The 12488-nt window shown below is 68.3% G+C and carries 10 protein-coding genes and 1 pseudogene; 6 read left to right on the forward strand and 5 right to left on the reverse strand.

The window, feature by feature from the left end; all coding sequences use genetic code 11:
* Positions 1-93: 93 nt before the first annotated feature.
* The gene (locus tag AC0VYP_RS09625) at positions 94-1224 is read left to right on the forward strand and encodes a glycosyltransferase family 4 protein (RefSeq protein ID WP_285760293.1); all 1131 of its coding nucleotides are present in this window, start codon (positions 94-96) and stop codon (positions 1222-1224) included.
* A 122-nt stretch (positions 1225-1346) separates the two neighbouring features.
* Positions 1347-2502: pseudogene (locus tag AC0VYP_RS09630) on the forward strand (acyl-CoA dehydrogenase family protein).
* Positions 2503-2635: 133 nt separating this feature from the next.
* On the opposite strand, the gene AC0VYP_RS09635 reads toward AC0VYP_RS09630, so the two are convergent.
* Positions 2636-3880, reverse strand: coding sequence for an ABC transporter ATP-binding protein (locus AC0VYP_RS09635; protein ID WP_285760291.1), 1245 nt, complete (start codon positions 3878-3880; stop codon positions 2636-2638).
* 746 nt (positions 3881-4626) lie between these two features.
* Between AC0VYP_RS09635 and lnt the strand changes: the two genes are divergently transcribed.
* Entirely contained in the window at positions 4627-6171 is a 1545-nt protein-coding gene (lnt, locus tag AC0VYP_RS09640) for an apolipoprotein N-acyltransferase (protein WP_475473564.1), read from the forward strand.
* Between the two features lie 17 nt (positions 6172-6188).
* On the opposite strand, the gene AC0VYP_RS09645 is transcribed toward lnt, so the two are convergent.
* Positions 6189-7154, reverse strand: coding sequence for an aldo/keto reductase (locus tag AC0VYP_RS09645; RefSeq protein WP_475473566.1), 966 nt, complete (start codon positions 7152-7154; stop codon positions 6189-6191).
* A gap of 123 nt (positions 7155-7277) precedes the next feature.
* Here AC0VYP_RS09645 and AC0VYP_RS09650 point away from each other — a divergent pair, with 123 nt between their 5' ends.
* The gene (locus tag AC0VYP_RS09650; RefSeq protein WP_285760288.1) at positions 7278-7793 is read left to right on the forward strand and encodes an FxsA family protein; all 516 of its coding nucleotides are present in this window, start codon (positions 7278-7280) and stop codon (positions 7791-7793) included.
* Between the two features lie 161 nt (positions 7794-7954).
* Here AC0VYP_RS09650 and AC0VYP_RS09655 read toward each other — a convergent pair whose 3' ends face one another.
* From AC0VYP_RS09655 to AC0VYP_RS09665, 3 genes are all read right to left on the reverse strand, one after another.
* The gene (locus AC0VYP_RS09655; RefSeq protein WP_432707490.1) at positions 7955-8356 is read right to left on the reverse strand and encodes a histone-like nucleoid-structuring protein Lsr2; all 402 of its coding nucleotides are present in this window, start codon (positions 8354-8356) and stop codon (positions 7955-7957) included.
* A 1031-nt stretch (positions 8357-9387) separates the two neighbouring features.
* Complete coding sequence (locus AC0VYP_RS09660; protein WP_475473568.1) at positions 9388-9903, reverse strand: hypothetical protein; 516 nt, start codon at positions 9901-9903, stop codon at positions 9388-9390.
* 268 nt (positions 9904-10171) lie between these two features.
* A complete protein-coding gene (locus AC0VYP_RS09665; RefSeq protein WP_475473569.1) occupies positions 10172-10642 on the reverse strand; it encodes a hypothetical protein in 471 nt (156 codons plus the stop codon).
* Between the two features lie 385 nt (positions 10643-11027).
* On the opposite strand from AC0VYP_RS09665, the gene AC0VYP_RS09670 reads away from it, so the two are divergent.
* On the forward strand, positions 11028-11372 hold the full coding sequence (locus AC0VYP_RS09670) for a hypothetical protein (protein ID WP_285760285.1): 345 nt from the start codon (positions 11028-11030) through the stop codon (positions 11370-11372).
* Between the two features lie 261 nt (positions 11373-11633).
* Positions 11634-12413, forward strand: coding sequence for an HAD-IIA family hydrolase (locus AC0VYP_RS09675; protein ID WP_475474209.1), 780 nt, complete (start codon positions 11634-11636; stop codon positions 12411-12413).
* The last annotated feature ends 75 nt before the right edge of the window (positions 12414-12488 follow it).

The following is a 12488-nucleotide window of genomic DNA, read 5'->3' on the forward strand; positions in this document are numbered from 1 at the left end:
GGAGCCGTTCGGGTTCGTTCTGCTCTCCGGCCGCTGTTGATGCGACTGGGGCGTGTGTGGCAACGCTTTCAGACGGGGGAGGACATTTCAGCCATGGCAGGGCGAACTCTGCTGGTGACCAATGACTTCCCGCCCCGACAGGGCGGGATCGAGACGTTCGGCTACGAACTGGCCGTGCGACTGGCAGCCGAAGGCGGAGTGGTCGTCTACACGTCGTCCTCCACCGGCGATCACGACTTCGACGCGGGACTGGACTTTCCGGTGCGGCGCGATACGGCCAGTACGCTGCTTCCCACCCGCAGGGTCGGTGAGCGCGCCGTCGAGTTGATGACCGAGTATGGCTGCGACCGGGTGGTCTTCGGAGCGGCTGCCCCCCTGGGGCTGCTGGCCCGACGACTGCGCGCGGCCGGGGCGCGGCGCATCGTGGCCATTACGCACGGACACGAGGTGTGGTGGGCGCGGCTGCCCGGGCCGAGCTGGTTGCTGGCGCGCATCGCAGCCGATGTGGACGCGCTCACCTACCTGGGGGCCTTCACCCGCTCGGCCCTCGTGCGCGCCGTGCGTCCCGACGACCACGCCAAGCTCTCCCGGCTCGCTCCCGGTGTGGACCCCGAGCGTTTTCGCCCTGGGCTGGACGGCGCCCCGATGCGCCGGCGCTACGGCCTGGGGGACGCTCCGGTGATCCTGTGCGTGGCACGGTTGGTGCCGCGCAAGGGAGTGGACACCCTGATCCGCGCGATGACCTGGGTGCGTCTGCGTGTGCCCCGGGCGCGGCTGCTCGTGGTGGGGCAGGGGCCCGATGCCGATCGCCTGCGCGCGTTGGCGCGGTGGGCGGGGGTGGGGGAAGAGGTGGTCTTCGCCGGCGGTCATCCGCACACCGAGCTGCCCGCGTTCTTCGCCGCGGCCGACGTCTTCGCAATGCCGTCCCGGACGCGCAGGGCGGGATTGGAGGCCGAAGGACTCGGCATCGTCTATCTAGAGGCCGCTGCCAGCGGCCTGCCGGTGCTGGTCGGCAATTCCGGTGGGGCACCCGACACGGTGCGCCACGGCGAGACCGGCTTCGTGGTGGACGGAGAGGACCCCAGGGCGGTCGCCGACCGCCTTGACATGCTGCTCGGTCACCCGCAGCTCGCGAGCAAGATGGGAGAGCGGGGGCGGGAACGGATCCTCGCCGAATGGACGTGGGACGCCAGTGCGCGGCGGTTGGTGGAACTCCTGGAGTGAGGTCGCGGAAGGCATCGGGCGAATCCATCGTCAGACGGAGCGGTGGTGTGCCACCATATATTTGGACGACCGAATATTGGACGTCCGAATATATTCTCTCCATCGAGACGTTGAGGATCACCGTGGCCGTTGACCGCGTCCTTCCCAGCCCCGAAGCCGCCGAACTGCTCGCACTCGCCCGCGACCTCGTTCAACAAAGAGCTCACCGGCCGGGCCGCCGGTGACGAGGAGGAGGCGCGTTTCCCACGTGACGCGTTCACCCTGCTCGGACGTTCCGGGCTGCTCGGACTGCCCTACTCCGGCGAGTACGGCGGGGGAGACCAGCCCTACGAGGTCTACCTCCAGGTCGTCGAGGAGCTCAGCCGGGGATGGCTGGCCGTCGGGTTGGGGGTCAGCGTGCACACGCTGTCCTGTTTCCCGGTGGCCGAATTCGGCACCGCCGCCCAGCGCGCGCGATTGCTCCCCGACATGGTGGGCGGCGAACTGTTGGGCGCCTACTGCCTGTCCGAAGCCCACTCGGGGTCCGACGCCGCCGCACTGGCCACCCGAGCCCAACCACGGGACGGCGGTTATCGGGTGGAGGGAGTGAAGTCCTGGATCACCCACGGAGGGGTTGCCGACTACTACACGCTGTTCGCCCGGACCGGGAGCCCCGGTTCCCGGTCACGCGGTATCAGCTGTCTGCACGTCCCGGCCGAGACGGCCGGGGTCACCGCCGCACCCCCCGAACGCAAGATGGGAATGGCATCCTCGCCCACCGCCCAGGTGCGCTTCGACGGAGCCCGCGTCCCCGAGGCCCAGCGGATCGGCGATCAGGACGAGGGGTTCGCCATCGCGCTTGCCGCACTGGACACGGGGCGGCTGGGGATCGCGGCCTGCGCGGTCGGTCTGGCCCAGGCCGCGCTGGACCTCGCCGTCAACTACTCGCGTCGGCGCGAACAGTTCGGCCGTCCGATCGGTGACTTCCAGGGGGTGTCCTTCATGCTCGCCGACATGGCCGTCGCAGTGGAGGCGGCACGTGAGCTTTACCTCGCGGCGGCACGCCGCCGCGACGCCCACCGTGATTTCACCAAGCAGGCCGCGATGGCCAAGCTTTTTGCCACCGACGCCGCGATGCGGGTCGCCACCGATGCCGTGCAGGTCCTCGGCGGTGCCGGCTACACGCGCGATTTCGCCGCCGAGCGGCTGATGCGCGAGGCGAAGGTCCTGCAGATCGTCGAAGGAACCAACCAGATCCAGCGCATGGTCATCGGCCGCCACCTGTCCCGCGCCCACTGATCCGCCTCCCGCGCGCACCGAACCCGGTGGTTCGAGGCGAGGAGCCGACCATTCACACGGGCACGGGGCGCCCGGATCTCTTCCGGAACGCCCCGTGCCTCGGTTCGATTGCCGCCTATGGCGGGCCCGTTGACTACGCGGGGGCCGTGACCGGTGCCTTGACGTTTGCCGGGTGGCCGATGGCCAGGCCGCTGACCTTGTCGAAGTAGTGCAGGTGCCGGGTGTCCACCGTCAGTGCGAGGCTCTGGCCGGGACGCACGGCGCTGCGCGGGTTGACGCGCGCGGTGAAGACCGACTTGTTCTTCCCGGTCAGCGGGATGCCCACGCCGTCCTCGTCGTCCTCGCCCGCGGCGTCGGCCGCCAGAGCCGCGGCGTCCTCGTGCTCGACCGGGGGAGCGTCCACCGTGAAGATCACGTTGATCTCGGTGCCCAGCTCCTCGGTGATGTCGGCGGTGACGGTCATCGTGCTGCCCTCGTGCGAGGCATACTCGGCGTCGTCGAAGTCCGAGGGGCGGATACCCAGGATGATCTCCTGGCCGATGTAGTCGCGCAGTTCGGGGTTGCCGGCGAGCGCCTCGCCGGTCACCGTCAGGGCCTGGTCGGCGAAGCGCAGGACGGCACCGGTGGCGTCGCTCTCCAGGCGGGCGGTCACGAAGTTCATCGCGGGAGAGCCGATGAAGCCCGCCACGAACAGGTTGACCGGGTTGTCGAAGAGGTTCTTGGGCGTGTCCACCTGCTGGAGGCGGCCGTCGCGCAGCACCGCGACGCGGTCGCCCAGGGTCATCGCCTCGATCTGGTCGTGCGTGACGTAGACGGTCGTGACGCCCAGGCGGTCGTGCAGCTGGTTGAGGGAGGCGCGCATCTGCACACGCAGCTTGGCGTCCAGGTTGGACAGCGGCTCGTCCATCAGGAAGGCCTGCGGCTCGCGGACGATCGCGCGGCCCATCGCCACTCGCTGGCGCTGGCCGCCGGAAAGAGCGGCGGGCTTGCGGCTGAGGTAGGGCTCCAGTCCGAGCATGGCGGCGGCCTCGGCGACCCGGCGCGCGATCTCGGGCTTGGGCGTCTTGCGCAGCTTGAGGCCGAAGGCGAGGTTCTGCTCCACCGTCATGTGCGGGTAGAGCGCGTAGTTCTGGAACACCATGGCGATGTCGCGGCTCTTGGGCGGAAGGTCGTTGACCACCCGGTCGCCGATGGTGAGGGTTCCGCCGCTGATCTCCTCCAGGCCGGCGATCATCCGCAGCGCCGTGGACTTGCCGCAGCCGGACGGCCCGACCAGCACCATGAACTCGCCGTCCACGATCTCCAGGTTGAGGCTGTCCACGGCCTTCACGCCGCCGGCGTAGATCTTGTCAACACCTTCAAGAACGATCTTGGCCATGGAACTCTCGACTCCTACTCTGGCGCGCGGCCGGGGGAGGCGCGGACGCAAACGCGATCGGTTGACCGATTCGTATCGATCTGTTGCCTGTATCGAACACTACTGTTGACCGTTCTGTCAACACCTCGGCGTGAATTGGTCAAAATCGGCCGAGATTTGACGATCCGGTGGATCTTTGACCCTGGATTCCCCATTCCTTGACCGACTTGTTGATCGATTTGATCAAAAATCTCTTCGAGGCAGGTCATGGGGGTAACAGGAGTCGCGCCGCCCTCTCCCGGGCTGACTGGCGTCACGGGCGGGTGTGCGTTAGCCTGGCAGGCGCCTGCCCGGGGACGGCCGTGCTCCCTGTGCGCTCCGCGCCGCCACACCGGCGTCGAGGAGACGACACGGGACCGTGAGAGCGGCGGCCGAACACGAGTCTGGGTAGGCTAACGACCAGTCCAGCACTGGACGGACCGGTTGAGCGGTCTGGTTCTTGTCATGTCGGACGCCGGGCCACGCACCAGGTGCGGCGCAAGGCGCGAGAAGAGCCGGGGCTCCGCGACCGGGCGGGGGGTTGGACCCGGAAAAGGCCCGAACATCCAGTAGACAACGGTCTCCGCGCTCGCCGCCTACGAGACGGATCCGGTCCGAAGGGTGCTTGGGCCTTTTTCCGTGTCCCCCCATACCGCCCCCTCATCGGGCACCCGCCGCTTGCGGTGCCCCAGGCCGCCGACCGGTGCGGCGTCGCCTAAGCTCACTGCGTGATCCTGCTAGCGCGCGCCCTCCTCGCCCTCGCCGCCGGGCTCGCCCAGCTCGCGGCCCTCCCGCCCTACGGACTGTGGGCCCTGGCACCGGTGAGCGCCGCGTTGCTCCTGTCCGCCGTGTACGGCACCCGGCCCCGCCGTGCGGCGTGGCTGGGCCTGCTGGCCGGCGCGGCGCTCATGGTGCCGCTGCTGAAGTGGCAGGAGGTCATCGGCACCGACGTGTGGCTGTTGATCGCCGCGGCCGAGACGATCTATTTCGCCCCCATGGCGATGGGAATCGCCCTGGTGTCCAGACTGCCCGGATGGCCCGTGTGGACCGCCGCGCTGTGGGTCGCGCAAGAACTCGTGCGCTCCCGTTTCCCACTGGGCGGTTTCCCCTGGGGCAAACTCGCCTTCAGTCAGCCGGAGACCCCCTTCACCGGTTATGCGGCCCTTGGGTCCTCGGCCCTGGTCACCTTCATGGTGGCACTGACCGGTGCCCTCCTGTTCACGGCCGTGCGCGCTGGGACCACCGCGGTGCGTGCCAAGCGTCTCCCCGGGCAGATCCGCCCGATCGCCGCGTCCCTGGCCGGCATCGCACTCATCGTGCTGGGCGGCGTCTACGCCCCGGTGATCGGCGCCCCGCGCGCGGACCACACCGCAACGGTCGCGATCGTGCAGGGCAACGTACCCGGAGTGGGGGAGCTCGACATCCTGGGCGAACGCATGCAGGTCCTCACCAACCACGTCAACGGGGTCCATGAACTCGCCCGGCAGGTGCGCGCCGGCGAGGCGGAGCAGCCCGATCTCGTCGTCCTTCCGGAGAACGCCAGCGACATCGACGCCTACGCCGACCCGGTGGCCGCCGACCTCATCTCCGCGGCCGCCGCCGACATCGACGCGCCGCTGATGTTCGGTATCACCCGCTACAGCGAGGACGGCTCCCAGCGCGAGATCCGCAGTGTCGTATGGGATCCCCGGACCGGGCCCGGGGACTACTACGTCAAGCGTTACCTGGTGCCTTTCGGCGAGTACGTGCCCTTCCGCGACGCCCTGTCCTCGCTCATCAGCCGCCTGGACCAGGTGGGCAGCGACGCCGTGCCCGGCACCGAGCCCGGTGCGCTGGAGGTGGCCGGAACCACCGTTGCCACCGTCATCTGCTTCGACGTCGCCTTCGACCGGCCCGTACGCGAATCGGTGGCCGCCGGTGGTCAGATCATCGCCGTCCCGACCAACAACGCCAACTACAACTTCACCGGCCAGTCCGAGCAGCAGCTGGCCATCACCCGGCTGCGCGCCGTCGAGCACGGACGCCCGGCACTTGTCGCCTCCACCAGTGGAATCAGCGCCGTGGTCACCCCCCAAGGCCACGTCCAGTACCGCTCCCCGGAGGCCCGGCCCGATGTGCACACCACCCGGGTCGAGGCGATGACGGGCCTGACGCCGGCCACCCGGCTGGGGGCGTTTCCCGAGTGGCTGCTGACGGTGGCCGGCCTGGTCGCGGTGGGTGCGGCATGTAATGCCGCCCGTCGCACCCGTGCATCCGGGCCACCCGCCCAGTGACCCCGGAAGGTCCGAGGTCAGAGGACGCGGGCGCCCGGGACGACGATCGCGTCGAGGGCCGCCAGGTCCTCGGACGTCGGCTCCCAGAGTCCGGCCCGGGCGTTGGCCCGGATCTGCTCGGCGCTGGTGGCCCCCGCGATCACCGATGCCACGGCGGGTTGCGCAGCCAGTCCGGAGATCGCGACGTCCAGCAGGCTCACCCCCCGTTCCTCGGCGAACGCGGTCAGGGCCTCCACCACGTCGAAACGGGAGTCGGTCAACCGGTCCCCGATTCCCATCGCCCGGTAGCGGCTGTTCTCGGGAAGGTCCGCCCCGCGCCGGTACTTTCCGGTGAGCAGACCGCTGGCCAGCGGAAAATAGGGGAGCACGCCGACACCGAAGTGGTCGGCGGCCGGCAGCAGTTCGGCATCGGCACGGCGGTCCAGCAGGCTGTACTCGTTCTGGGCGCTGATGAACCGGGCCAGTCCCCGCGACGTCGCGGTCCAGTCCGCGTCGGCGAGCTGCCAGCCGGAGAGGTTGGAGGAGCCGATGTAGCGGACCTTTCCTTCGCGAACAAGCTCGGTCAGTGCCTCCAAGGTTTCGGCTATAGGAGTGTCCGGGTCGGGGCGGTGGAGTTGGTAGAGGTCGATGTGGTCGGTGCGCAGCCGACGCAGTGAACGCTCCACCGCGCGGCGGATGTAGCGCCGGGATCCTCGTGCGCCCCAGTCCGGCCCGTTGGCCCCCTGAAGGTCGCTGCCGAACTTCGTGGCGAGCACGAACTCGTCGCGACGTCCGGTCAGGGCGTCGCCCAACAGCTCCTCGGAGTCGCCGTAGACGTCGGCGGTGTCGATCAGGGTGACACCGGCCTCTTGGGCGGCGTCGAGTACGATACGGGTGCCTTTGGCGTCAACTCGATCGTGCCAGCCGAAGTTGTTGGCCCCGAGGCCGACGACGGACACGACGAGACCGGAGTCGCCGAGACGGCGATATCTCATGTCTGACATGGTGCGCCCCTGCCCCATAAGGGGAGAGGTTATTCTTCCCCGCCAGTCGGGAACGGTAGGGGTGGTATCCGCGTTATTACTTGACGGGAGCCCCCGATAACGCCTCGCCCTTGGATGGTGCCCATGCCGCTGCTCTTCGTCATCGCACTGATGGCTCTGCCGTTCCTGGAGATCTGGGTGATGATCCTGGTCGGCCAGCAGATCGGTGTGTCCTGGACCATCGCTTTGCTGTGCGCGCTGACCGTCTCCGGTGTCCTGGTGGTCCGCCGCGCCGGACGCAGCGCCTACCGCGACGTGGAGAAGGCCATGCGCACCGGTGTCCAGCCCAAGGACACCCCGCTGGACATGCTGATGCTGTTGGTGGGGGGAATCCTCCTGGTCACGCCGGGCTTCATCACCGCTGTTCTCGGGGCGCTGCTGGTGCTGCCGGTGACCCGTCCGGTGCTGAGGTGGGCTTTCACCGGCTGGGCGGCCCGCCGGTTGGAGCGTATGCGCGTGCGCATGGAAGCCGATCTTGCCACCCTCGGCGACGCCGCCCCCGGCAATGCGCCCGGCTCCGGCGGCCCCAAACGGACCCCGGGCGGCGGCCAGGTCATCCAGGGCCACATCGTCACCGACGACGAGCAGGGCCGCTCCTGATCTTCGGAGGGTGCGCCGTCGTCAGTCGGCCAGATGTCGCGCCGGCGTACGACCGCCGGCGCGGGGGCGCCGGCCGTCGCTGACGCGACCGGTCCGCACCCCCGCTGCCTTGTCCCGCGCGGTGGCCACCGCACGGGGGCGGGCCTGAAGGGCCCGCTGACCTACTCGTCCCGCACACTGAAAGGGTTGGCGACACCGGAGTCCTTCTTGTCCGACTGGTCGGCCTTGGGAGCGGTGTTGCGGTTGCGGTAGGCGTTGGCGATCTCCAGGGCGATACGGCCGCGGTCGTTGACCTTGAGGCCCTGGGCTTTGGCCCACTCGCGAATGGCCGCGGTGTCTTCGCGCGAGGCCGCCGAGCGGGTCGTGGTGTTCTTGGCGGCTTTTGCGGTTCCTTGTTTGCGCCCTGCCTTCACGAACGCCTCCAGAGCACTTCTCAAGTCCTCGGCGTGGTCGGCCGAAAGATCGATCTCGTAGTATCGACCGTCCAATCCGAAGGAGATGGTTTCATCTGCCTTTCCTCCGTCGAGGTCGTCGATCAGTTTCGTGATAACTCGTTGTGCCATGAAGTCCTCCTAATTGGTGGCGTGTGGCTCGGTTATATCATTTAGCGGCGTTGTATGCGCCCTTGATCGTGTTTGCTGGCCCCCGGGCGTCGCGCGGAGTTGCGGTATTGGCTGTTGGCGTTGCGCTAATTCCCTGCTCCTGGTGCCGGTTCGGTGCGGTGTGTGCAGTGTGTGCGGTATGTGGTCCCTCGTGGCCGCCGCGTCAAATCGATGAAATCGGCGGATCCTCATTTCGTCCTACGGGTACCGGTACCCCCTCTGGTCGGTGAAAAGCCTTCTCCCGGTCAAGAAGAGGGCTGGACGCGGCCGCCGGGATGTTCGACGGATCTGCACGAACTGCCGGCGTGGTCGCGAAATTCCCATTAACCAAAAGTGGGGTCAACTGCCTGGTCAGTGGTGCTCTGTCCTTGCTCTCGGTCATTCATGCCGAGAAAAGAAGGTACTGGTCGGACAGTTGGCCCGTGGCTTCCGGTCCCGCCCGGTGAATTGGACGGACCAGGCCCATGCCGGTGCAGATCAGGGAGTCGGCTTTTGGTAATCCTGTGCCTGTCAAGGGGAGGGGGCTGTGTTTCGATTCTTCTCTGCGCGCCTAACGGTCGGGGGCGTTGCAGAACGGATTGTCCGGACCGTCATTGGTCGGTCACGATGGCGATATTTCTGGGAAGATCCTGTGTGTCGCCGGGGTGGTGGGCCGTGAGTCGGGCGGTTGTCTCCGTCGTCGCTGAAATCGCACCGGTTTTTGTCTGCCCCACGGAGAGATGCCGCGCTCCTTCCGTCGTATCGTTTGCCAATCGGGGCGCGACCGTGAGGCGAAGCGCTCGGTTTACCCGGGTACGGCAAAGTCCGCCCGTGCAGCCTTCGCGGCGGGAGCGACGCCGTGGAAGCGAGAAGTGATTCTTCGCACGGCGCGACGGCCGTCGCCCCCGGGCCCGAAGCGGTTCATGGTGGACCACCACGTGCATCGGTCGGCCATCGAGCCCACCGGTTGACGGTGGCCACCACGGTGCAGACCGGTTGGTGCGCCGCGCGGCTCAGCGCACGGAATACGTGGTGAAGCGTCGCTCGGCCCGGTTGACGATTCCGGTGACCGAGGTGATCACCGCCCACAGGTAGTCCTCGTCGGGCCCCCAGTCCGGCACCGGCTGCCCGACCTCGACATCCAACGGCCGGCCCAGATCTTTGATCGGAGCCCCGTCCTGAAACATCGTGTGGCGCACGGCCTCGGCGTCGTCGTAGAGCCAGAAGCCGTAGATGCCGGAAACGCTGGAGAAGACGGCGGCCAGAACCGAGGTGCCGGGCACCGCGCATGCCGGCGGGATGCCCGGGGACGCCTGTCCCACCGCTTCCAGCACGTGGATCTGGTTCGGGTCCCACAACACGGTCCAGCGGCCGTCGCGTCCCAGGTACACCTCGTCGAAGGAGGAACCCGAGATCGCCTCGTCCTCCCCCACCTGCGCCCCTGCGACCGCAGTCGCTGCGTTGACGATGGTCAGCACGTCCTCGAACGAACGGTCGCGCACGAACAGCACCGCGGTATTCCATCCCATACGGGGCAGTTTCCTGGTGGGCGACCACTGGCGTCAACGGTTCGCCGTCGCAGGGGAGGGCGACCGGTCGCTCGTCGTCCGGCCGGTCGTGCGATCGTCGCCCCGACGTGCACACGTGGCCCGAGGGCGCACGTGGACCCGCGCTTCGGCGGGGATCCATCGGGACGATGCACGGTGCCGTGCCGGCGGTAGGCGGTGGCAGGCGGTCGCCGTGGGGAAAAGGGGGCTCTCCGGTGTCCGACGATCGGGGCGCAGAAAGCAGCCGTGCCTACGGCTTGACGGGTCGTCCGCGTTCCCACAGTTCCTCGCAGTGCTCCGCGAAGCGGTCGAACATGCCGTCCTTGCGGAGGCGGCGCAGGTGCATCATCGGGGAGTCGTGGCCGACGGTACTGGCAAGGTGCGGGGTGACCAGTGCTTCGTCGTCGAAACGGAACACGCTCAAGCCGATGTGGTTCGGTCCGTCCTCCGGCGCGGAGAACCGGGATTCCAGCCCGGGGACGTCCGCCAGCTTCGCCAGTTCGTCGAGGGTGATCCTGATGCGGGTGGCGACCGACAACGGCACCTTCTCGACCGACTCACGGTTGCCCACGATGGGGGTGCCGGGATCGCCCACCAGGAACCGTACCCGGCATCCCGCCTCGGTCTTGCGGCGCAGCGTCTGCGGAAACGCCGGCTGCTGCGACCACACGAAGTAGTTCGTGAACCCGCCGAGGAAGATGTCGGCACGTGCCCCGTTCAACCAGTTCCGCCCACGTTGACGTGGGGCATGCGGACCGGTACGGGAACGTCTCCACCACCTCACGATCGCTACGGGACTTCACCAGCGTTTTCACACGCGGCCACACCACTTCCTCAGCCACCCCCAACGCATCGCACACCGCCCAGCGGTGCTGCGGATGCGGCAAACGCGACGAGTCCGCCAGCCACCGCTGAACGGTCTTGTGACTCACGCCGACCAACCGGGCCAAATCTCGCTCACTCATCCTTGCAGCCCGTAACCGACCCCGTAGGTCTTTGTGGGACATGACCGCCCCCCTTTCTCCCACCTCGGACGATACGAGAAAACGTCCTGAACGTCCCGGAGTTGGGTCACCAGCGTCCCGAGTGCGGGGAAGGGACACCGCATGATGACAACGGAGGTACCCCCAATAGCCGGACCGCCGACCCCCGACCCCGTCGAAACCGCTTTCGCCAACCTCTTCAGGGCCCTGCGTGCCAAGGGTGTAACCGTCAGGGCCGACACCGGCCGATCACGACTCAGCTGTACGGCGGGAACGTCCGTGCTCACCGTGGTACTGCGCGGACGCTGGTGGTTGATCGTCTGGCCTGACGGGGAGCCCGACCCGATCCTGCCCGTCGGGCAGGAATGGCGGATGGCCGAACGGGTGCGTGCCGTCCTGAGGATCGGATGGGTGCGACGCGGACCCGGCCTGCCCCGTCTCGACGTCGGCAACGAGGACGGTTACTGACGTCAGGGCGGGTCGGCGCCGAGACGGGGCCGCGCCCTTTTTCCACTGGAACGGGACCCCGTTCGGGGCACCGGGAGAGCGCCACCGGGCACAGGCCGCTCTCCCGGTGCCCCGGACACACCCCCGGTTGAGCGGATCCGCCGTGCGGTTCCTCCCGCCGGATGCCGTCCCACCGCAGTTCGCCCACGTCCATTGGTTGGTTCCACGCAACGAACACGCGACAATTGAGCCGTGATCAACGAATCCGGCTGGAACTTCCTGATGGACATGGATGGCGTGCTCGTGCGGGAGGAGCACCTCATTCCCGGGGCCGACACCCTGATCGGCGAACTGCGCGACAACCAGATCCCGTTCATGGTGTTGACCAACAACTCCATCTACACGCCGCGCGACCTGCGTGCCCGACTGCTGCGCACCGGCCTGGACATCCCCGAGGAGTCCATCTGGACCTCGGCGCTGGCCACGGCCGGCTTCCTGGAGCAGCAGCGGCCCGGAGGGTCGGCTTACGTCGTGGGCGAGTCGGGGTTGACCACGGCCCTGCACGACATCGGCTACGTCCTGACCGACCGCGATCCCGACTACGTGGTGCTGGGGGAGACCCGCACCTACAGCTTCGAGGCGATCACCAGGGCCATCAGGCTCGTGGAGAACGGCGCCCGGTTCATCGCCACCAATCCCGACGAGAAGGGGCCCAGCCGCGAGGGCTCTCTCCCGGCAACCGGCGCGGTCGCCGCCCTCATCGAGAGGGCCACCGGGCACGCCCCCTACTACGTGGGCAAACCCAACCCGCTGATGATGCGCTCCGCGCTGCGCGTGCTGGGGGCCCACTCCGAGCAGACGCTGATGATCGGGGACCGCATGGACACCGACGTGCGCGCCGGACTGGAGTCGGGTCTGCGCACGATCCTGGTCCTCAGCGGGATCTCCGACGAGGCCACGGCCGACCGGTTCCCCTACCGGCCCACCACCATCGTCAACTCGATCGCCGACCTGGTCGGGCACACCACCGACCCGTTCGACGGGAAGTCGTCGTCCCACTGACCGCTCTTCTCGGTGCAGCGGGGACGAGGAAGGGCCGGGTGGTGCACCCCAGGTCATCTGGGACGCACCACCCGG

This window comes from Nocardiopsis sp. iso_186 (genome assembly GCF_056173365.1).

Excerpts from the sequence above, each read along its gene's own strand:
- AC0VYP_RS09675 (WP_475474209.1), top strand. The coding sequence starts at position 11,634 with ATGGACATGGATGGCGTGCTCGTGCGGGAGGAGCACCTCATTCCCGGG.
- AC0VYP_RS09635 (WP_285760291.1), bottom strand. The coding sequence starts at position 3,880 with ATGGCCAAGATCGTTCTTGAAGGTGTTGACAAGATCTACGCCGGCGGC.
- AC0VYP_RS09645 (WP_475473566.1), bottom strand. The coding sequence starts at position 7,154 with ATGTCAGACATGAGATATCGCCGTCTCGGCGACTCCGGTCTCGTCGTG.
- AC0VYP_RS09650 (WP_285760288.1), top strand. The coding sequence starts at position 7,278 with ATGCCGCTGCTCTTCGTCATCGCACTGATGGCTCTGCCGTTCCTGGAG.
- AC0VYP_RS09660 (WP_475473568.1), bottom strand. The coding sequence starts at position 9,903 with ATGGGATGGAATACCGCGGTGCTGTTCGTGCGCGACCGTTCGTTCGAG.
- AC0VYP_RS09655 (WP_432707490.1), bottom strand. The coding sequence starts at position 8,356 with ATGGCACAACGAGTTATCACGAAACTGATCGACGACCTCGACGGAGGA.
- AC0VYP_RS09625 (WP_285760293.1), top strand. The coding sequence starts at position 94 with ATGGCAGGGCGAACTCTGCTGGTGACCAATGACTTCCCGCCCCGACAG.
- AC0VYP_RS09670 (WP_285760285.1), top strand. The coding sequence starts at position 11,028 with ATGATGACAACGGAGGTACCCCCAATAGCCGGACCGCCGACCCCCGAC.